Origin of the sequence: Thiomicrorhabdus indica, assembly GCF_004293625.1 — a bacterium.
Taxonomy (GTDB): domain Bacteria; phylum Pseudomonadota; class Gammaproteobacteria; order Thiomicrospirales; family Thiomicrospiraceae; genus Thiomicrorhabdus; species Thiomicrorhabdus indica.
Genome location: NZ_CP033040.1, coordinates 2,049,516 through 2,069,141 on the forward strand (window position 1 = coordinate 2,049,516; position 19,626 = coordinate 2,069,141).

A 19,626-nucleotide genomic window follows, 5' to 3' on the forward strand; every position below is an offset into this window, starting at 1 on the left:
ATTTGGATAAGTCAACTTATGGCTGCTCTTCTCGAATTGTTCTCACTGCATAAGAAGAGGATTTTGAAAGAATGTTCAAAGCCTGTATCTCTAACCTTTCAATGAAACTGTAGTTTTATTGCGTAATAATTCTACACATTAAACAAAATGAACTGGTCTAATAGCAGTGGACACTTTTATAAGAGACAATAGATGTTGTCGAACTAGGAGTGATCATGAGTCAAAAGAGAACGTATAAAACTTACACCGATGAGTTTAAAAAAGAAGCGGTCGCGTTGGTAACGGATCAAGGTTACAGTGTGGCAGAAGCGGCTGAATCCTTAGGTGTCAGAACGAATTTGATTTACAAGTGGAAAGAGAAGTTTGAAGCCCAAGCCAATGGGTCAGCACTGAGTCAAGATGAACGTGCCGAGTTGAAACAGTTACGTGCTGAAAACAAACGCTTAAAGCTCGAAAAAGAGATCTTAAAAAAAGCTTCAGCCCTTCTGGCGCAAGACATCCGATAACGTTTTCCTTCATGGATGAATTGATTCAGGAGGGCTTACCCGTTAAGCCTGTGAGCCAGGTGTTAAAACTCAGTCGTTCAGGCTATTACGCATGGAAAAAGCGGCCTAAAAAAGTGCTCAAGGCAGAACAACTTGAACTCTATTGTGTCGCCAAACAGCTTTTCAAAGAGAGCCGTGACAGTTTGGGCTCTCGTGAACTCGCTAAAGCCTTACGTAAAGCGGGCTTCCCTGTCAGTCGAGAGAAAACACGTCAGCTCATGAAAACGCTGGGGTTAGTCGTCAAGCAGCGTCGAGCTTATAAAGTAACGACTAAGCATAACTTGACACATCGAGTGGCGGATAACTTGGTCAAGATGAAGTTCAATCCAAGCGCGATGAATCAAGTTTGGGCAGGCGATATCACCTACTTGAAAACACCAGAAGGCTGGCTGTATTTAAGTGTTGTGATGGACCTGTATTCCCGCCGTATTATCGGTTGGGCCGTGAGTGAAAGAATGACGGTCGAACTCGTCATGCAATCCTTACAGCAAGCGTATTGGCTACGAGGGCATCCCAAAGGCGTGATTTTTCACAGTGATCGTGGCTCTCAATACACCAGCAAACGGTTTGCCTCGCTACTCGCCAAGCAAAATATGACGGCTTCTATGGGTGATGTCGGAGCATGTTGGGATAATGCCGTTGTTGAACGATTCTTTGGCAGCTTAAAACACGATTGGCTGTTTAAAGCTTACCATCCAACACGCGAGAGCATGAAACAAGACGTAGCGGATTACATGCGCTACTACAACTTAAAAAGGCTTCATACTGCGAACGGTGATTTGACGCCAATAGAGTATGAAAATTGTAAAAACCAAGTGTCCCAAAAAGCTTGACCAGAACGTATTAAGATATGCATTTACACTGGATTTAACGTTACTAAAAGAGCACACAAAAAAGGCCAGCCATTTCTGGCCAGCCTTTAAGTTCACTACTATTTATTTTAATCAGCTAAGTTGATCGAGCATTGAATAGTCAAAACAATAGCATCTTGGTTTTTGATTACCGATCATAATCTGATGGGTATTCCTCCCTTCTGAATTTTTTACAATTGCATCAGACCAATCTGGTTGAGCCCATAGCTCTTTAAAATCCTTTGAAGTTGCAGCACCTTTAATCTCTTTGGATGGAATTGCTATGACCAGTTTACCCTTCACTTTTGTTTTAAATGCTTTTCCACTTTCAAAGTCTACAGCATCTGAACCGGAGGTAAGATCAATAACCAATTCATCGTCAAAATACATTTTGAAAGCCTTCTTGAGTGCTTTAACCTTTTTAGTTTCATAAACTTCAAACCTACTATTAACCGCATCATCGAAGCACTTTTTGATCCCCTCAAAAACCTCCTCTTCAGTCAGTTCTAGAATCCTAAACTTAATCGCCATCACACCAGCTACATAAGCCAAAGCAAATCGATCAGCAATTCGCTTTTGCTGTCCATTCACTTCAACGCCTTCCAAAACTCTGTCTAGGAATTTCTTCTGCGATCGGGCAATTCTCTTTTTTATAAAATCTTCCCCATGATCTTGCAAGAGCTCAACAAAACGTTTTCTAAACCGATTCTTAGCGTGACCATTATGTTTATTGATTAGCTCTTTAATCCCATCAATTGCCATAGCAGAACTGGTATAGCCATAAGGAATCGTCTCAAATATTCCAAGCTCTTCACCGGCATCAGCAGGAATATCAATAACCCTTACCTGTTCTCCTGCCATCTGATTCAGACCGCTTTGCTTTGCATGATTGTTAAGGCTTAACTCACCAGCACTAATCATCACTAAATGCCACTTTCTATTAAAGCTTTGATAGGCCTTGCTTCTGCACTTACCCCTTCCCTCTGAAAGGTTGTAAATAATTTGCGAAGCAATTTCAACTGCCTTAACAGGACTGGAATGTAATAATTTCAATTCATCTAAGACCAACAATGAGTCAGAAGCCCCTTCTGCCAACTCTTCAGCTCCAGTTTCAGTCATATTCCAATCTCGGACAAAATCCCTATTTCCATAGACTGATGCGGCCACAAGAAGCATAGTACTTTTACCAATTGAGCTATCACCATAAAAATGAAAGCCACCTGTCTGAACATTCGAATATCGAATCAACACACCTGATAATCCTGAGCAAACTGCAAGCATTAATCTTGAACTGCTTTGCATAAAACTAGATACATGAGCTTTCCATTCATTACCAGAACCATTTTTAGATTCTCTTGGCAACTGACAATCTAAATCTGGGGCAAGCATAGGCCCTAACTGGTTACTTAATGTCCCTATGACCTCATTGCTAGAAGATAAGTAAACGCCACCATGCCACCCTGGACGTCTTACCACCAATACACGGGCAATCGCATTCTCATTGATCAATTGCATAATCTGATCAAGTCTGCCTTTATCATGGATAGACGCAGAGGGAAAGCCGTTACTTAGTAAAAATTCCTTGCATCTGGTTGGCGAAGAATAGTCCACATGACTAATTAACTCTCCAACCATTTCGCCATCTCTGTTATGGAATTCAATCAGCTTATAGGTTTTATTACATTTATCTGACTCAGGTACATCTATACTTGATTCAGCGATTAGCTTTACAGAAGTGTATATTTCCATGAAAATTTCCTTATATTTGTTTAATTCACTAAATCACCAAATCACTTTTTAAATTGGTGTTTAGCGCTAGCTGACAAACTTGCAGTGGGGCTAAGTAGTGTTGTTTAACAAACTTACTCAAACCCCTCTCTATAAAGATCTACAAGTAATGTCCTCTATTGATTTACAGTCTTCTTTAATGATTCCTAATGACAAAACAGTTAGAGAAGGTTCTTTCGAACACCAAACTTGAGTGTCATTTCTGAGGGTTTAGTACGGTTCAATTTCACATATGCTAAGGCTGCTTCTGGATCTCTTAACCGATACTTTCCAGTCATTCTTTTACCATTGGAATTCACGTAATAGAGGACTCTCATAGGGGAGATTTTGAGACAATATGTAGATACCTTGATCGGTGAATTAATCACCTTAACAACCATTGGTCGGTCTACAACATCATCCCTAGTGTTGATATTTTTATCTTCTTTTAAACGACGGCGAAGCTCTTTAAAAGCATCTGGCTGATAGGTCATAATCAAGTGAATGTGCGGTAACCAAAGCTGCAATTGCTCGTGAAAATCAAACTCAATATTTCCAATAGCAATGCCAGTAAACCCTGAATCTTCTAGGTTTCTTATAACGGCACGTTTAAAGCTGCTAATCTTCCATTTGTAGAACGCTTTACTAGTCATCGCAAACTTGTAATAAATCAGAGTTACAAACCGGAATTCTTTTTGGCTACACCCTATAAGGTCGACTAAGTATTCAACCTCCTGTAATCTGCGATTTCGATTACAAATTGGGCAGGCTAGACTTCCACATGGCAGAGCTTCTAGAAAACACCTTTCAAGAGTGTCCGCTAGGATTTGGCTCTTCTTATGGTGATCACTTTTTAGTTGAGACTGGCGCTCGGCTGTCTCATTTTCACAATCTTGTTCAGACTCAATCATTGAACTTATCTTTATGCGGCTCATCATTTCATCTCCCATTGCTTAACTGATACTCGACTTTCAATCCATGCTTCGACTTCGCGGTAACGCCATGCAACAGATCGCTTACCACTCAACTGAACAGGGTTGGGAAACCCACCTTCATTAACCAAGCGGTATAGGGTGGTTTTTGAAATCGCACAAAGGTTTAAAACCTCAGGTAATTTAATTAACTTAAGATTTTTATTAATCATCGGATGTCTCCAAAATATATGACGAATCCAGCACCATTGCTTTCATCCGACGTTTCTTTACAAGACCTTAAAACCACCCTAAAACCAGCCATTCAGAGCTTAAATCCGTGACGGTCACAAATAACTAACTGTGACGGTCACACACCCATATTTGTGACGGTCACATTTCATCTTGATAAAATAGAGAATCACTATGACTACAGAAGAGCATCACAATCATGGCTACAAATAAAAAACTTACCCAAAAAGCAGGCAGCGCTAAAAGACAGGAAACTCGCCGTAAGAAATTCACAGATGCCGGCTTTAAACGCCTTGAAATGTTTATTAGCGATTCAACAGAAGAGTTGCTCTTTGAACTAATGAAAAATTGCGGTTATCAGGATTACGCTATAGAGGGCTCAAGTAAGGGAAAAACCTTGGATGTTTCAAACTTCCTTACATTCTTGATAAAAGATGCCGCAATCAATGAAAGTGAGTACAACTTGTTCAATAAAGAACTACACAATTTACTCATGATTTCAGATATACATAACCACCTGAAATCTCAAGAAGGCTATGAGGATGGAAAACTTCGACAGTTTTTGCATGACAATAACTTTGCCATTCCTGACTCAATGGAAGATAAAAAACTCAAAGGAAAATCAGCCGAAGGACGTATTAGAAGGGCTTTAAAAACACATGACGCTGAAGAGTTCTCAGAGCTGCTCTAATTCACCAAATACTAAAAATTCAAGCAGTTAGCGGCAACTGACTTCTGGCTGTGCATATCCCTATAATCATACTGGATGGTAGTTGATATATCGCTATGCCCGGCCATTTGGCGCACGGTATTCAAATCAACATTATGTTCCAACAACTGTGTAATAAATGTTCGTCTTAAGTCATGTGGACTAAAACTAGCGACTTCCGCGTTTCGCTGAAGCATCTTCAAAATACTAGCAACTCCGGCACTACTTAGCCCTGTACTTAAAACAGAGCCTGACTTACTGATTCTAGTAAAAATTATGTCATTCAGCGGCAGTAACTGAATCCATGAATTTAGGGCACGAATAGCTTTGGGCGGTAATAGTACCTCTCGATTCTTGCGCCCTTTACCCTGTCTTACCATTAGAGAACCTGTTTGTGCGTTAAAGTCAGATACAGACAATGCCGTGATTTCAGACACCCTCAAACCACCGCAAACAGCCACATAGACAAGGGCTTTATCACGGTATTGCTGGGTTTTAAACGATGCTTCTTGTGTTGCAGCAATCAGCTGTTGAATCTCATCTTTGGACAAACTCCGCTTTTCTCTGACAGCATCGCCACGGACTCGCTTAATCGCGCGAATACGCTCAAGATCTTCCGCATCCAACAAGTACATATTAAATGCCGTTCTAGCTAACCCCTTCATGGCAGACAGAGCTAAATTCACCGACGACACCGCATACCCTTGCTCCAACAGGGATGCTTTGAGCATTGATACTTCGGCAAAACGAATCTTTTGCCACTTATAAGCTTCAGCCGCCTTCTTACCTTCAGATAACAGCCCTGCACACTTGTTAAGTAGACTAACCACCCCTTTCCTGCCACTGGGCGCAAGGGTGTTGATGTATGTTGTAAATACTTTATTTTGTTTAGCTGTTTTTGCCATATCTATGAACTCCATATAATGCGTATTAAACCAAGTAATGTTTTCTCACCGCACAACCAACCCTCAGCCGCTTATCAGCTGATTACAGTAAACCTTGGGTGATTTGGTGAAATTGTGATTTGAGAGTGAATGCTTGAAGGCCTGCAAGAACACAGGCCATTGATTACTTGAACGGTGGTTTGTTTGTTTGGGTGAATTAGAGCCGCTGCGCCATGAAAGCAGGTGCCATTATCTCTTGCTCTTGGCGACTGATTTTGAGTTGATTAGCGACTTCGCGCCATTGATCAACGGCATCAATCACTTCGCGGTAGATTGTTTCAGCATCTTCTCTACTGAGCTGAAAGTAATCGATAACAGAGAAGGCTAATTCGAAGTCTAGGCGGTTATCCATTTCATCAATGTTTAGATGCAATCCCATGCCATCTGGTACTGGGTTAATGTCATAGGCAGGTGATAATATCCAACCCTTTTCGGTATGGATAAAACCGTGATTTCGGAGGTGGTCATCGGTGTTAGAAACCGAGATATAAAACACAATACGCCGCCATAGCTGGGCCAGATCCGCTTTAGTGTTAGCGCCATTTGCTATCAAGAATTCCGCCAATTCTAGGTAACTCGCTCCTTCCTCACCATCAAAGTACGCTAACTGCGTCATGGCCGAAGAAAAGTGCAATCGAGCGCCAGAATCACGGTCAAAACGCTTGGTTAGGAAGGTATGATGTTGGCTGTTTAACTGCTTAATCTCGCACTTAGCCATGTTGATACCGGCTTTTAGAGCTAGCTGATAAACGACCATTTCCCATGCAGCAATATCGTAATCATCGTAGCGACTGGGAAACTTGGCGATCCAAAGCTCACTCGCATCATCAATCACACTCGCCTTAGGTCTTGCGCCACCTAATGAAGACCCCGGAGAAATCAGCATATTAAGCCACTTTGTATACTCAGGGGTAGCATCCACACCGGACTTTTCAACTTCTACTGCCGCCTGTTCTAACTCGCGTAAAGACGACATTGGCGGTGCAGCGAGCTCACTATTATCATCTAAAAATGGACCGTCTTCAGATAACTTAAAGCGCAAAGCGCCCATCCGATGCATATCATGCACACCGAGTAGATAGTCTGTTTCGGTCAATTTCTTGGGCTTTCTCCCCTCTTGCCTCGCCCAAACCGCCTCTCTACGCTGCATAATCAACCGGCCCCATCGATCTGGGCAGGAGTCTAAAAACGCTCTAAAATTTCGGTCATTCTGGCTATGTTGCTCCCCTTGAAATAAGTGGAGATCAGGGTCGATTTGTTGTGCGAATTTGGAGGTTAACCAAGCTGTGTCGTAGGTAAAGCTAAAGTGCTCACCGCCACGCACATTATCCGCTCGCAAAACACCCACTTTAAGCGGTTCGGCGATTCCCTGCCAATGGGCATAAACGAATATTTCTCGACTCATGATGACTTACCTTTCAACAGTTCAATATCCTGCAATTTACGCCCTAAGACATCATCTGCCGCAACTTGAGCAACATCTTCGGCTAAACCCAATACTGACAAAACCAGCATATAATGACCAATTGAGACAGATCCCTCTCCTCTCTCAATCTTGCGTAAAGTAGGTTTAGACAACCCTGTTCTTTCTGCCAACTGGGTCTGCGTAAGCTTTCTACGCTTGGTTGCCAGACGAATATTTTCACCCAACTGCTCCAATAGCTTTACCTGCTTAGGAAAAAGAGTCGCTGTTCTCTTATCAGCCATAACCACCACCTAATTTAATACATAACAACACAATACACTAAAACCCATTAAAGTGAAACTATATTTACATTTTAAACAAAATATGAAAAACACAACTTCACTTTATAAGCTCTACATCAATCCTTTCTCCGCAAACGACGTGTATTCACCTCCACCAATAATCAAGTGATCGAGTAGACGGACATCCACCAGATCTAACGAGTCTTGTAGAGTTTTAGTTAAAGACTTATCTGACTCACTTGGCGTAGTATCGCCACTTGGATGATTGTGAACACAAATCATTGCCGCAGCATTTAATGAAAGTGCCATTTTGACAATCTCTCTAGGGTAGACGTTGGCGGCATTAATCGTACCCTTAAACATCTCCTCAAACTTGATCACCCTATGCTGATTATCAAGAAAAAGGCATGCAAATACTTCATGCTCATATCCAGCCAGTCTATGCATAAAATAATGATGCGTCATGGATGGCGAGGTTAATGCGTCACCACGCTTAAATTTCTCAGCAATCAAAGACTGTGCAAAACTTAAAATCTCAGCTTCTGACACTTCCCCTCTAACTCGATAAGCCCCATCTGTTTTAATAAAATTGGTCATTTCAACTTCTCCAAAAAATAAATCTCATCTTTTAACAACTCCAACCGCCCTTCTTCCTCGAAGCGAAAGGAACTTCTAAATGCAGTATTCAACGTGCTGCTATCAATAAAATAGACCCGCTTTTTGTCAATTTTTCTCACCAGTGTCCAGTGATATGGAGTACCGATAATCACTACTCTTTTAGCCCCCAGTTTTGATAAAAAACGTTGAATCTCATTGAGAATGGCATTCGCTGTTCGAAATCGTTTTTCCTTAAAAGGTTGGTTAAACTTGATAGGAAAGTGCTCTGCATACTTACCTCTCATTAACCCTTGCTGAATCATGTGCTCAAGTTGCTCAGTTTCTGTTCCAAAAAACATCAAGTCGCGCAGAGGCCATTTTTGGTCATAGAGCTTCAATAAATGCTGCTTTAATCTATAACGTTGCTTAAACTCCCCTTCAAACAGATAAGCCACCGCATTGACCAAGCAATAAACTCCACACAAATTATCCAAACTTCCTTGTTTTGATGGCACAAAGCCACCTGTATGACGCGCATACATAACCTGCCCCTTTAAACCTAAAAACTTTAAATACACCGACCCCTTGCAATGAAATATTGCTCAAAATAAACAATCAGGGGTGGTATTGAATAGTGATAACTATGCTGAATAGCCAGTCAAAGCCAATTAAATAATTGACTTAAATGCAGTATAAAACGCCACTACAAAAAGGTCAAACTATTGAATTGAAAGGAGTTTTTAAAATTATTTATTAGAACTGATCAAGAAGATTGATTACCGATCTTTGCTGCTCAATGGTCAAATCAGACCAAATCTGTTGCATACGGGTGAATAGATCGCTTTCACTCACACCAACGTAAATTTCAGGGGATTCTTGAATCAAGCCGCCGGTATCAAGAGGCTTGCAGTCAGTAAAAAACCAACCAATCGGAGTTTGGGTAAAAGCAGCGATACTAACGAGGTGAGTAATATTGATTTTATTTTCTCCCCGTTCATATCGGGAAAGCTGTTGCTGTGAAATGCCAATACTTTCAGACAGTTGAGCTGCGGTCAAATTCAATTCCTTCCGACGAATCTGAATCTTTCGACCCACACTTTTATCAACATCGGTTACCGAGAGCTTGGACATAACAACCACTTAGAATTATGAATAAGTGGAATTTTCAGGTCATTTCACTCTTGTATAAACATCACTAGCTAACTAGAATCATGGTTTTACTCTTTTATGGACAAATCACAATGGGCGATATTTTAATTAGCTGGGACGGTCCTTACGATCTTGACACCATTAAAGAAAAAAACAGTGATAATGATTACGGCGTTTATCAAATCTATGGACACCACCCTGTCTATGGTAATGACGTACTTTTATACATTGGAAAAGCCGAGCGCCAAACATTTGGTAAACGGATTTCTCAAGAAATAAGTTGGCTTTACAACTCTGATTCAAATAACGTAGAAATATACATTGGCAAGCTATTTGGAGAATCGCACCCAACGCCTGAAGAATGGAACTCTCAAATCGATATTGCGGAAAGAATACTTATTTACACACATTGGCCTGCAGGCAATTCAAGTAATATAAATTCCATTACTTCAAATACTGAATTCTTAAAAGAGATCAAACGATTTACGGTTGTTAATTACGACAATTATCGTTCGCTTAACTCAGTTATCTCCGCACAACATGAACTCAATGAGCTCGAATGGTTCGATGAAGAGCATTCATATTATTCGGTAAAAAACTAAATGCATAGAATAACAGCAAAATATATAGAGGATAACGACGATTTTATCGTATTGGACATATCCATTGATTCAGAACTTAAGCCCAAAAAAATGTTTTTATTTGGATATGCTAACGAAGGTATTAAAGGACAAAAATGGCCTCTTATTATTGAACAGCACGGATGTAGTTCAAATGCTCAAATCACTTGGGGTGCATATGAAGAAAACACCGTGAAATCTACTATAAATATTTTCGATAAAAAAATATCTATTAACGAAATGTTCACACGATTTGACCATGACACCGTAGATAATACCCAAACAGAGTATGTTTACCGCATAACTAAAATTGAAAAACTCGACTAATTCAGTGAGTACAAATTTCTACCGCAAACTGCAAACCCTCAGCTTACTTCCAAGTTATCCAAGCCGAGTAAGCACAGCGGCTCTATTGACTGCTTTAAAGGCACAAGGGTTTACGGTAGAAATTCGGCAGTTGCAGCGTGACTTGAACAGTCTTGCTCAATTGTTTGAAATCGAAACTGACGGGAATAAAGATATTCCCGGTTGGTATTGGAAATCGGATGCCAAAAAGCTTGAATTACCACAGATGGCGCTGCCAACGGCATTGAGTTTTGAGCTCTCCAAAAAATACTTAAGCCAATTATTTCCTGAAGGCGTGCTGCATCACCTTGCACCTTACTTTGCTCACGCACAAGAGTTACTGGAAAACAGCGGCTCCTCTCTTGCTAACTGGTCAAACAAAGTTGCCACCGTTTCACGCAACCAACCGCTGATTCCTCCAGAGGTTGATCAAAGCATCCTCAATGCAGCCTATCTGGCATTACTTTCTGAGACACGAATTGACGCTTTTTACCGGCCGGTATTAAAGAAAGAATCAGCTTATCAACTTGACCCTAAAGGCATCGTTATTGTTGACCAAATCATTTATTTGGTTGCTGAGAATATTGAATCGAAAACAGTGCAGCAGTTTGCTTTACATCGGTTCTCAGGTATCAAAAATACAGAACAAAACATCGACCAGAATGATGACTTTGATTTAACGGCCTACCTTGAACAAGGCAACTTGCTTTATCCTTATCACTCTCCAAAAGAGATCAAACTTAAACTGCAAGTCAGTGAGCGTGCCGCTTTCTATCTCAACGAAATGCGACTCTCTACAGACCAGATAATCACTCCGTCAGAAAACGATGACGAATACCTTGTCACCGCGACAGTTCAAAACACTGAACAGTTGAGATGGTGGCTGCAAAGTTATAGCTTTTATATAGAGGTCATAGAACCTGAAAGTTTGCGTGAAGAATTTGCCGAAGCGGTGGAGATTCTTCACGAAATGTATCAGGCTTGGGCTTAAATTAAAAATTAAAAGCACTAAATTTCTAACAACCACCATTCAAACGGTAGTAAGTTTCATTTTCAGAAGGTTCTGCAATCACCACACCCACTTCCTGCATCTGGTCAAGGATTCTATGAGTCTTGTTAAACCCTGTCCGCAATTCTCTTTGCAGCATGATAAAAGAAACCTGCTTGTGAGCAAATATAAACTCGACCACTGATTCAAAATAACTCGTCATTTCTTGATAATACGGTTGGGGTTCCGGCGGTGGCGCAATAACAGCCGGTACATAATCAGGTGATTTCCCCTCAATCTGTATCGAGTTTAAAACCTCAATCACTTCCGTCGACATTACACTTGTTGGCAATAGCTCCAAAGGTTTCATTTTTCCACTAGGCAAGAACAATAAATTTTCCCAACCAACCTTTTCGACATCATCAACGTCAAAAATAAACTTTGAAGCTTGAGGGCTGGCAGTTTGTAAAACGATTCTGGATGGCATATAAGCTTTAAGTTTTTCAGTGATCACCTCCTCAGATAGCCACTTGGTTGCGACAATTAAATGAATGCCTGTCGCTCTTGAAATTCTAGCGGTTTGCGAAATCATTAGATCTCGTAAATCTGGGGACAATTCAGCAAGCTCTCGAACGCCCATCACAATGTATGGCAATGGCTGAAGATCGGCATTTTCTGCAATCACCTTTCGATTATAAGCCTCAATATCTCTCACCTTGAGCGCATCCATAACTTGTCTACGTTTGAATGCCTCATTGAGACACCAATTCAATGCATTCATGGCATGATCAGGGCGGGTAATGACCGGTGTTAGTAAATGAGGAACCTGATCAAACTCTGTCAACGTTTTGCGCTTTGCATCAATTAAAACCATTCTCAGGTTTGACACCGAAGAGCCTTTTAAAAGACTCAGCAAAGCAAGCTTGAAAACATCATTCTCAGGCGCAGACTTACCCGCAATTAGCAAACTGTGTATTTGAACTAAATCATAAGAATAATTTTCACCAGTACGCTCTCTGCCAATAACAACAGGAAGTGAAAATTCAGACTGTTCTAGGTTACTCGATGAAAGCACCTCCTTTAATGGATTACCTAGTGTTGTAACCGGAGCATCAAATTCAAACATGCTTGGTCTTATTAGTAATTCGTTGTTTGAAGACCGACTCCACCAACTGAAAATTGACTTGAAATTAACCATGTAAAGACTCCTCTAATAAATAAAACATGCAAGCATCACATCATGAGTTTTATTTTGACAAAGAGTTCAAACACCCTAAAGTCCTCCTCAGCACAGTCACGTCATAAATTGACGCCACCAAGCCCCTGCCCTATTCGCAGAGAATCAAAGTGATCATAGAATTGACCTGCAAAAACTTTGAACTTAAATTAAGGATTAACAATGAAAGGACTTAAAGCTACTCTGGTTGCAGGGCTTATAGTAACAAGCTCTACTGCTAATGCCGGTAAATGGTTGAGTGTTGGAGAAATTATTAGCGTCAACTTAGATCATTACGGATTAATAACCCCAACCATAATTGTCGATTGGGTTACTCTTGATTGCCCAAACAATATCAGGATAAACCCTGCACTAAAGTTGGGAGTAGATAAGGTAATACTTGGAACTGGAACCTGCGCAAAATCTGAAAATGACGTTGACGCAAAAAACAGGCCATGAAATTGGCACTCGACTATTTTGAAGATATTACAGACTTTCTTGAAGATAGTGATCGCTTCTACCAACTTAAATAGCTCTTGAAACGCTCAGCCGAGGGCGTTCAAAATTCTGTGTCAGCCGAGGGTGCTAAATATCGAGCACCTTTTGTTGTCAGAGTGCATGTGGTTGTTAGGCATTTATATCCACCTTCAGCTTTCTTCCACCAGTTATTTCAAAACCATTGCCCTGATAAAAAGCCAATGTTCTATCAAATGCTGGTAGCGGTGGTGTTGTTACCTCAATTCTCTGCCAGCCTTTTTCTTTGGCGAATTTCATAACTTCATTCAATAGCATTTGACCTACGCACTTTGAACGCCAGGTTTTCGTTACATATAGTTCAGGCATTGTTCCATAAGCACCTTCTGAATACAGTGCATAGCTTTCATATAATGAGACAAACCCAATGACGTTATTTGTTGCTGCTTCTCTTGCAACAAATACCCAATATTTTCCATCAGATATTAGGCTTGCAGCTCTTGCCTCTGTTTCTTCACGATTATAATTGAAAACATTGATACCTATTTTTTCCATTATTTCATTAAGAAGCTCACCAACCAAAACGGATAGAAATTGGTATTCGGTTTCTTGGATTGGCCCAATTTGTATATTTAGTGACATGAATTTCAGACCTTTACCTCAATAAACCACTTTGGCTTTATTCGACCAAAATCTGTTCTTTTGTTTGTTTTTAACGATTTTTTTGAATCTAAGATGTATGACTCACTTTCTTCTCTAACAAAAACTACCCAATGCCAATAAGCCTTGCCTTTTTCCATGTGCCATTTAGTGGATAATAAGGCCACATCAGGAACTGATTCCCAAGTATCAAATGCCGATTCAATATTTGCGGCTTCTATGCCGAGCTTTGCCAGCAAATTACGGATGTAGATTGTTTCCGACCAAAGCTTACTATCATCAGCATAAATTCCGATGCTGTTTGCGATTTTCTTTGTTTCTGAATAAGTCATCCCAGCTATCGCTGCTGCACTTGCAATAGCGCAACCGGTTATTTCTTCTTGTATAACTGGTTTCATTTTCTCTATGCCTAACAATTATTATACATCCTAATATTACTTACATTTCATGTGTAAATCATTGTATTTGTCGCCGCTTTATATAACTATTTCGTATTTTAATATACAGTAAACTACTGATTTTTAAGTTATAAAAATATACCAGCACTTTTTTATGCTGCATAAACTATAGCTCCTAAATCTAGATTTTAAGGCTTAGTTAAAATAATAGCCTTAAAATCATCCAGTAAGAAAAATAAGAACGACTGATTAATTAGTTTTGGTAAATTGCAAGAACGGACTAGTCATTTGATTCATGTGATAATTTTCATTTCTTCTCAATGCTCAATTTATGAATCTATAAATATCAATCTTCAATCTCTTGACTGCCTTCATTCATTGACAAATAACAATTTCATCGAGACGATCACACCATTTTTGCAGCCATTCCTTGGCTTCTTCTTCATAGTGATGTAAATCGTAAGTACCTTCGATACCTTTTTTCGAGTGCCCTAAAATAGCTTCACTTACTTCTCTAGGACAGCGAAGCTTTGCCAGCTGAGTTCGAACTGTCCGTCGCAGGTCATGAGGCGTCCAAGAGTCAATATCTGGATGATCGTTATTTTTTCTGGAATAGTACAGTTGCTGAGTCAGCTGTTTTTGATCAAGCGGTCGGTCCGTTAAATTTCCACTTCTATTTTTTGCCCTGAATACATACTTTCCAGATACGTGAATATCTGCCAAGAATTTAATCGCCTGCACAGAGAGCTGAACATACCGGGAGGCACCGGTCTTTGTCTCTTTTAGAAAAATAGTTCCTTCTTTCAAATTTACATCCGACCACTGAACAACACATACCTCACCTGTACGCATCCCAGTTAGTAAGGTAAATTTCAGTACATCTTTAACCGTTGGGGATAAAAACTGAGTCGTTGGCAACCATTGCCATAGCTTTTGCAATTCGAGTTCAGTTAGCACCCTTTGACGCTTGCCATTTGAAATTTTGACACCAGAATCTTTGATTCTAGTTTTAATCTCCGGACAAGGGTTTTGAAAGTTAGGCGGTAATCGATCATTCGAAATCGCAAAACGATAAGCAAGATTCAATTCTCGTAAAACATTACCTGCCTGAACATTTGCTCCTCTGGCAATAATCTGATCAACCATAACCTTTACTTCAATTAATGGTGTTTCAGATACAGGCTTATCGCCCAACACTCGAACGACATCTCCATATAGCGTCCGTCTGACTTCTTTCTGGCCTTTCTCTTTACGGCTACCGAGAATAATTTTTCGATTTCCTTTTCGATCAGGCTCAGAGTAACGATCTTCAACTTTTTCAGTAAGGTACAAGTCAACCATCGCCTTAAAGGTAAAGCCCAGCTTCTCAGAGGCAAGCCTTGCTTCTAACTCCGCTGCTTTAAGTCTAGACTCTTGATCTATCAAATACTGCTGAGGGTCGTAACCACTTGCTCTAAGCGCTTTAAATTCTTGCAGCTTTGTACGAGCATCCGCGAGACCAATTTCGGGGTATACTCCCAACATAATCTGCTTCATTTTGCCTTCAAAGTTTTTATACCTATAAATAAATGAAGTCGCTCGAGATGTCTTTTTAACCCTTAAACCGGTGTTATCACCAATGTCGGTAAGGACATCACCGCTTTTCATTTTGGTAACAGCAATCGCAGTGATAGGTTTTTTGGTAGAATTAGCAGCCAATTTTGATGCCCTCTAGAATAAAAGCTTTCAAATAAATAAGTTCTGATAGCGTCAATGGATAACGTTTTTACATAAATCATTATACGATATTGTTACGCCAACTGTTACGCCAACTGTTACGCCAACAGTTACGCCAAATAGCTGAATTTTATGATTTTTGGTGGAACCTTATGAAACTAACTGGATGTTTATATATAAACAAATAATAACAAAATCAACAAGTTACATATGAAGAATACCGAAAAATCAAGCACTAAGAAAACACAGCATACTCCAATGATGCAACAGTATTTAAAGATTAAAGCAGACCACCCTAATCGCTTGCTGTTTTATCGGATGGGAGATTTCTATGAGTTGTTTTACGAAGATGCACAAAAAGCAGCTGAGCTTTTGGATATCACCTTAACCGCTCGTGGCAAATCAAATGGCGCGCCAATTCCGATGGCCGGCATCCCACATCATTCTGCTGAAGGTTATTTGGCAAAACTCGCCAAGATGGGCGAATCGGTTGCAATATGCGAGCAAGTTGGTGACCCTGCTAATTCCAAAGGGCCGGTAGAACGTAAAGTTGTGCGTGTCATTACACCCGGCACACTGGTAGAAGAGGCATTGCTTGAAGAAAAAAGCGACAGTTTATTGGTGGCAATCAGTCATGGAAAAACTGGGTTTGGCCTCGCCTTTTTGGATGTTGCCAGTGGCCGTTTTGAAACCACTCAACTGAAATCTGAAACGCAATTGGTTGCTGAAGTCGAAAGGTTGAAACCGGCAGAACTTTTAATACCGCAGCTCGACAACCTCACAGAAAGCTTTCCCGAAGTACTCTTGCTACACAAAAACGCCGTGCAATACCCTGCTTGGCATTTTGAACCTCAAGCCGCACGACAGCTTTTACTTCAACATTTTGGTACTCAAGATCTAATCGCTTATGGCTGTGAACAAACACCCCTAAGCACTTCTGCTTGTGGCGCAATTTTGCACTATGCCCAAGGCATGCTTCAAGACAACCTGAATCACATTCACAGCCTTCACAGCTACCAACTGGATGATAGCTTAGTCTTAGATGCCATTAGTCGTCGTAATTTAGAAATAGATACCAACCTAAGCGGCGGTACTCACGCCACTTTAGCTTGGATTCTCGATAAAACCTCAACCGCTATGGGTTCAAGATTGCTAAAACGCTGGCTGAACCAGCCTTTACGCAATCAAGACATTCTAAACTTGCGATTGAATGCAATTGAAAGCTTAATCCATCAACAAAGTTTTGATGAGTTCAAGATTCAATTAAAAAACATTGGTGACATGGAACGTATTTTGAGCCGCGTTGCCATGTACACCGCAAGACCTCGTGATTTACTTCAGCTTGGACGCGGTTTAAACAGTCTTCCTCAGATTCAAACACAACTCGGTGAGCACTCAGATCCTCGCCTGTTAGAAATTGCTAAAGCCATTCGTGAATTCCCGATACTTGCGAAACAACTGGAGCAAGCGATTGAGGAAAACCCACCAGTATTAATTCGTGACGGTGGCGTTCTAAAAGCCGGCTTTGACCCCGAACTGGATGAGTTACGTAACTTAAAACAACAAGCCGGCGACTTCCTGCTACAAATGGAAGCACGAGAAAAAGAACGAACCGGCATTTCGACGCTAAAAGTTGGCTTTAATAAAGTACACGGCTACTACATTGAAGTCAGTAAACTTCAATCCGACAAAGTTCCGGCAGATTACGTACGTCGCCAAACCCTAAAAGGCCAAGAGCGCTACATCACGCCCGAGTTAAAAGCTTTTGAAGACAAAATCCTAAGTGCAGGCGAAAAAGCCCTTGCGCGAGAAAAATGGTTATATCAACGATTGCTTGAGACACTCAATGAGTCATTGACTGAGCTGCAAATCAGCGCTCGTCATTTAGCAGAGCTAGACGTTCTTTTAAATCTGGCAAAACAATCGATTGAATTAAATCTATGCCGCCCTATTTTATCTCAAGAACCTAGCATTGATATTGAACAAGGTCGTCATTTAACCGTTGAAGCCCTTAGTGACCAAGCGTTTATCGCCAATGACAGCCAGTTTGATGACAAAAGTCGCTTACAAATCATCACAGGCCCTAATATGGGCGGTAAAAGCACCTATATGCGCCAAACAGCTTTGATTGTGTTACTGGCGCATATTGGCAGTTTTGTCCCAGCACAATCCGCAACCATTGGTCCAATTGATCGAATTTTTACTCGAATTGGCGCCTCGGATGACCTAACCTCCGGCCGGTCAACTTTTATGGTGGAAATGACAGAGACCGCAAACATCTTGCATCATGCTTCCGATCAGTCTTTGATTTTAATGGATGAAGTTGGCCGAGGCACTTCAACATTTGACGGTCTAGCTTTAGCTTGGGCAATTGCTGAACAGATGGCAACACAGATTAATGGGTTTTGTCTATTTGCCACGCACTATTTTGAATTAACAAGCCTGAGTGATCAATTTGACAATACAGTAAACAAACATCTTGATGCGATAGAACACCAAGACAAAATCGTATTTTTGCATCAAATCCAAGACGGCCCTGCCTCACAAAGTTATGGTCTACAAGTGGCATCGCTTGCCGGGGTTCCAAAAGATGTCATTCAGACGGCTAAGAAACGACTGCACGACCTAGAAGAGCAAAGCGTATCAAACCAAACAACTCAAGAAAAGGCGGTGCAACAATTTGATTTATTTCAAATGGCACCAGACCCTGAATGTGATAGTTTGAAACAATTGAAAACCGAACTACAAAGTATCACCCCCGATGAACTGACACCTAAACAAGCACTTGATTTGCTCTACGAATTAAAAAAAATCGTACAATAAATCCAACCATATTAGAATGAGATGTCACTATGCCGGCCGGTAAAAAACCACTTATTTTAACCATTCAAAATTCTCAAGAGTTTGAACAACTGGTTCAACTATCGAAAAAATCACCTGTATTTTTACTCGGTTGGCAAAACGACTGTCCAGAGTCCATCGAAGCCAAATATATTTGGGAAAACTTTGCTCAGGACGAAAAATATCACCATAAATTCGTGTTGGCAAAAGTCAATGTTTCACACTCTATCGAATTAGCAAAACGACTTGGTCTAACAAATACGCCAAAAATCAAAGTCATAGAAAACCAACATCAAATTGCCGAATTACAAGGCCACTACAGTCATGACGAATATCTGGAATTTTTAGAAAACCATATTCAGGGTGATGCAGAAAGACAACTACTCACTCAAGCTAAAGCCCTTAAGAAGAATGGTCAGCACGACAAAGCAATAGAAGTCTTAACGAAATTTATTGACGAACACAGCAAGCAAGAACTTGCATCATTAAAATTCGAGAGAATCGAGTGCCACCTGAACCTTGGTGAACTTGGTCAAGCCAACCATTTCTTCGAACAACTTTCTGTCATTTCGCGAACGCTTCCTAAAGCAAAATACCTTGAAGCCCTTCTCTACTTTTACAAACAACACTTTCTATCGGAAAGCTCTGAAGAATCAAAAGAAGCGTTTAGTTTTTTTGAGGCTGAAGAAATTCCTCATCCCCTTCAGCAAGCGATTCTAGAAATACCGATTCCTTTTCTCAATGGTCAAATAAACAAGGCAATGATCAATCTGCTCGACATCATTTCCCAGTGCCAAGCAAATCACCATTGGCACCAAACTCATGACTACTTAGAAACTGCCTCCAAACACGCTTTAAACCTAATTAGCCTACCCTCAGCCGAACTGGCAAAACAGTACCGGCGTAAAATAAAACAGCTCCTTCATTAACTTTCAC

21 protein-coding genes are annotated in these 19,626 nt (G+C 40.6%); 8 read left to right on the forward strand and 13 right to left on the reverse strand.

What is annotated here, in order from left to right; all coding sequences use genetic code 11:
• Nucleotides 1-215: 215 nt before the first annotated feature.
• Nucleotides 216-1,378, forward strand: a protein-coding gene (locus D9T12_RS09015) for an IS3 family transposase (protein ID WP_130537865.1) whose coding sequence is annotated in 2 segments (ribosomal slippage) — nucleotides 216-492 and nucleotides 492-1,378 — 1,164 coding nt in all. Because the reading frame shifts where the segments join, the coding sequence is not laid out codon by codon here.
• A 111-nt stretch (nucleotides 1,379-1,489) separates the two neighbouring features.
• Here the strand turns inward: D9T12_RS09015 and D9T12_RS09020 are convergent.
• From D9T12_RS09020 to D9T12_RS09030, 3 genes are all read right to left on the reverse strand, one after another.
• Complete coding sequence (locus D9T12_RS09020) at nucleotides 1,490-3,145, reverse strand: DUF927 domain-containing protein (protein WP_130537866.1); 1,656 nt, start codon at nucleotides 3,143-3,145, stop codon at nucleotides 1,490-1,492.
• 200 nt (nucleotides 3,146-3,345) lie between these two features.
• Entirely contained in the window at nucleotides 3,346-4,074 is a 729-nt protein-coding gene (locus D9T12_RS09025) for a hypothetical protein (protein ID WP_130537867.1), read from the reverse strand.
• A gap of 23 nt (nucleotides 4,075-4,097) precedes the next feature.
• A complete protein-coding gene (locus tag D9T12_RS09030) occupies nucleotides 4,098-4,307 on the reverse strand; it encodes a helix-turn-helix transcriptional regulator (protein WP_130537868.1) in 210 nt (69 codons plus the stop codon).
• 218 nt (nucleotides 4,308-4,525) lie between these two features.
• Between D9T12_RS09030 and D9T12_RS09035 the strand changes: the two genes are divergently transcribed.
• A complete protein-coding gene (locus D9T12_RS09035) occupies nucleotides 4,526-5,017 on the forward strand; it encodes a hypothetical protein (RefSeq protein WP_130537869.1) in 492 nt (163 codons plus the stop codon).
• An 11-nt stretch (nucleotides 5,018-5,028) separates the two neighbouring features.
• Here D9T12_RS09035 and D9T12_RS09040 read toward each other — a convergent pair whose 3' ends face one another.
• From D9T12_RS09040 to D9T12_RS09065, 6 genes are all read right to left on the reverse strand, one after another.
• Complete coding sequence (locus tag D9T12_RS09040; RefSeq protein ID WP_206199087.1) at nucleotides 5,029-5,865, reverse strand: tyrosine-type recombinase/integrase; 837 nt, start codon at nucleotides 5,863-5,865, stop codon at nucleotides 5,029-5,031.
• A gap of 271 nt (nucleotides 5,866-6,136) precedes the next feature.
• Nucleotides 6,137-7,384: a type II toxin-antitoxin system HipA family toxin gene (locus tag D9T12_RS09045; RefSeq protein WP_130537871.1), complete on the reverse strand. Its 1,248-nt coding sequence runs from the start codon at nucleotides 7,382-7,384 to the stop codon at nucleotides 6,137-6,139.
• Entirely contained in the window at nucleotides 7,381-7,686 is a 306-nt protein-coding gene (locus D9T12_RS09050) for a helix-turn-helix domain-containing protein (RefSeq protein WP_130537872.1), read from the reverse strand. The genes D9T12_RS09045 and D9T12_RS09050 overlap by 4 nt, the downstream gene beginning before the upstream one ends.
• 111 nt (nucleotides 7,687-7,797) lie before the next feature.
• Complete coding sequence (gene radC / locus D9T12_RS09055; protein WP_130537873.1) at nucleotides 7,798-8,283, reverse strand: RadC family protein; 486 nt, start codon at nucleotides 8,281-8,283, stop codon at nucleotides 7,798-7,800.
• A complete protein-coding gene (locus tag D9T12_RS09060; RefSeq protein ID WP_130537874.1) occupies nucleotides 8,280-8,825 on the reverse strand; it encodes a hypothetical protein in 546 nt (181 codons plus the stop codon). The genes radC and D9T12_RS09060 overlap by 4 nt, the downstream gene beginning before the upstream one ends.
• Nucleotides 8,826-9,036: 211 nt before the next feature.
• Nucleotides 9,037-9,414, reverse strand: a complete 378-nt coding sequence (locus D9T12_RS09065) for a helix-turn-helix domain-containing protein (RefSeq protein ID WP_130537875.1) — start codon at nucleotides 9,412-9,414, stop codon at nucleotides 9,037-9,039.
• A gap of 110 nt (nucleotides 9,415-9,524) precedes the next feature.
• On the opposite strand from D9T12_RS09065, the gene D9T12_RS09070 reads away from it, so the two are divergent.
• Genes D9T12_RS09070 through D9T12_RS09080 form a run of 3 tightly spaced genes read left to right on the forward strand, consistent with a single transcriptional unit; the run spans nucleotide 9,525 to nucleotide 11,388 of the window.
• Nucleotides 9,525-10,034 carry a hypothetical protein gene (locus D9T12_RS09070; RefSeq protein WP_130537876.1) on the forward strand — a complete coding sequence of 170 codons (510 nt, stop codon included), beginning with the start codon at nucleotides 9,525-9,527 and terminating at the stop codon, nucleotides 10,032-10,034.
• A complete protein-coding gene (locus tag D9T12_RS09075) occupies nucleotides 10,035-10,379 on the forward strand; it encodes a hypothetical protein (RefSeq protein ID WP_130537877.1) in 345 nt (114 codons plus the stop codon).
• Between the two features lie 4 nt (nucleotides 10,380-10,383).
• A complete protein-coding gene (locus tag D9T12_RS09080; protein WP_130537878.1) occupies nucleotides 10,384-11,388 on the forward strand; it encodes a helix-turn-helix transcriptional regulator in 1,005 nt (334 codons plus the stop codon).
• A gap of 25 nt (nucleotides 11,389-11,413) precedes the next feature.
• On the opposite strand, the gene D9T12_RS09085 is transcribed toward D9T12_RS09080, so the two are convergent.
• Nucleotides 11,414-12,511 (reverse strand): FtsK/SpoIIIE domain-containing protein, encoded by a 1,098-nt coding sequence (locus D9T12_RS09085; RefSeq protein WP_165395082.1) that lies wholly within the window; start codon nucleotides 12,509-12,511, stop codon nucleotides 11,414-11,416.
• A 273-nt stretch (nucleotides 12,512-12,784) separates the two neighbouring features.
• On the opposite strand from D9T12_RS09085, the gene D9T12_RS09090 reads away from it, so the two are divergent.
• Nucleotides 12,785-13,060 carry a hypothetical protein gene (locus tag D9T12_RS09090; protein WP_130537880.1) on the forward strand — a complete coding sequence of 92 codons (276 nt, stop codon included), beginning with the start codon at nucleotides 12,785-12,787 and terminating at the stop codon, nucleotides 13,058-13,060.
• Between the two features lie 168 nt (nucleotides 13,061-13,228).
• Here D9T12_RS09090 and D9T12_RS09095 read toward each other — a convergent pair whose 3' ends face one another.
• The 3 genes from D9T12_RS09095 to D9T12_RS09105 all read right to left on the reverse strand — a co-directional run bounded on the left by D9T12_RS09095 (nucleotide 13,229) and on the right by D9T12_RS09105 (nucleotide 15,831).
• On the reverse strand, nucleotides 13,229-13,717 hold the full coding sequence (locus D9T12_RS09095; protein WP_130537881.1) for a GNAT family N-acetyltransferase: 489 nt from the start codon (nucleotides 13,715-13,717) through the stop codon (nucleotides 13,229-13,231).
• Between the two features lie 5 nt (nucleotides 13,718-13,722).
• Entirely contained in the window at nucleotides 13,723-14,133 is a 411-nt protein-coding gene (locus D9T12_RS09100) for a hypothetical protein (protein ID WP_130537882.1), read from the reverse strand.
• Nucleotides 14,134-14,508: 375 nt separating this feature from the next.
• Nucleotides 14,509-15,831, reverse strand: coding sequence for a tyrosine-type recombinase/integrase (locus tag D9T12_RS09105; RefSeq protein ID WP_206199088.1), 1,323 nt, complete (start codon nucleotides 15,829-15,831; stop codon nucleotides 14,509-14,511).
• Nucleotides 15,832-16,059: 228 nt separating this feature from the next.
• Here D9T12_RS09105 and mutS point away from each other — a divergent pair, with 228 nt between their 5' ends.
• Nucleotides 16,060-18,672, forward strand: a complete 2,613-nt coding sequence (gene mutS, locus D9T12_RS09110; RefSeq protein WP_130537883.1) for a DNA mismatch repair protein MutS — start codon at nucleotides 16,060-16,062, stop codon at nucleotides 18,670-18,672.
• Between the two features lie 29 nt (nucleotides 18,673-18,701).
• Complete coding sequence (locus D9T12_RS09115; RefSeq protein ID WP_130537884.1) at nucleotides 18,702-19,619, forward strand: thioredoxin domain-containing protein; 918 nt, start codon at nucleotides 18,702-18,704, stop codon at nucleotides 19,617-19,619.
• Nucleotides 19,620-19,626 lie beyond the last annotated feature (7 nt).

What these genes read in the sequence shown, in the direction of transcription:
- D9T12_RS09020 (WP_130537866.1), bottom strand. Translation starts at nt 3,145, where the DNA reads ATGGAAATATACACTTCTGTAAAGCTAATCGCTGAATCAAGTATAGAT.
- D9T12_RS09025 (WP_130537867.1), bottom strand. Translation starts at nt 4,074, where the DNA reads ATGATTGAGTCTGAACAAGATTGTGAAAATGAGACAGCCGAGCGCCAG.
- D9T12_RS09030 (WP_130537868.1), bottom strand. Translation starts at nt 4,307, where the DNA reads ATGATTAATAAAAATCTTAAGTTAATTAAATTACCTGAGGTTTTAAAC.
- D9T12_RS09035 (WP_130537869.1), top strand. Translation starts at nt 4,526, where the DNA reads ATGGCTACAAATAAAAAACTTACCCAAAAAGCAGGCAGCGCTAAAAGA.
- D9T12_RS09045 (WP_130537871.1), bottom strand. Translation starts at nt 7,384, where the DNA reads ATGAGTCGAGAAATATTCGTTTATGCCCATTGGCAGGGAATCGCCGAA.
- D9T12_RS09050 (WP_130537872.1), bottom strand. Translation starts at nt 7,686, where the DNA reads ATGGCTGATAAGAGAACAGCGACTCTTTTTCCTAAGCAGGTAAAGCTA.
- radC (WP_130537873.1), bottom strand. Translation starts at nt 8,283, where the DNA reads ATGACCAATTTTATTAAAACAGATGGGGCTTATCGAGTTAGAGGGGAA.
- D9T12_RS09060 (WP_130537874.1), bottom strand. Translation starts at nt 8,825, where the DNA reads ATGTATGCGCGTCATACAGGTGGCTTTGTGCCATCAAAACAAGGAAGT.
- D9T12_RS09065 (WP_130537875.1), bottom strand. Translation starts at nt 9,414, where the DNA reads ATGTCCAAGCTCTCGGTAACCGATGTTGATAAAAGTGTGGGTCGAAAG.
- D9T12_RS09070 (WP_130537876.1), top strand. Translation starts at nt 9,525, where the DNA reads ATGGGCGATATTTTAATTAGCTGGGACGGTCCTTACGATCTTGACACC.
- D9T12_RS09075 (WP_130537877.1), top strand. Translation starts at nt 10,035, where the DNA reads ATGCATAGAATAACAGCAAAATATATAGAGGATAACGACGATTTTATC.
- D9T12_RS09085 (WP_165395082.1), bottom strand. Translation starts at nt 12,511, where the DNA reads ATGTTTGAATTTGATGCTCCGGTTACAACACTAGGTAATCCATTAAAG.
- D9T12_RS09090 (WP_130537880.1), top strand. Translation starts at nt 12,785, where the DNA reads ATGAAAGGACTTAAAGCTACTCTGGTTGCAGGGCTTATAGTAACAAGC.
- D9T12_RS09095 (WP_130537881.1), bottom strand. Translation starts at nt 13,717, where the DNA reads ATGTCACTAAATATACAAATTGGGCCAATCCAAGAAACCGAATACCAA.
- D9T12_RS09100 (WP_130537882.1), bottom strand. Translation starts at nt 14,133, where the DNA reads ATGAAACCAGTTATACAAGAAGAAATAACCGGTTGCGCTATTGCAAGT.
- mutS (WP_130537883.1), top strand. Translation starts at nt 16,060, where the DNA reads ATGAAGAATACCGAAAAATCAAGCACTAAGAAAACACAGCATACTCCA.
- D9T12_RS09115 (WP_130537884.1), top strand. Translation starts at nt 18,702, where the DNA reads ATGCCGGCCGGTAAAAAACCACTTATTTTAACCATTCAAAATTCTCAA.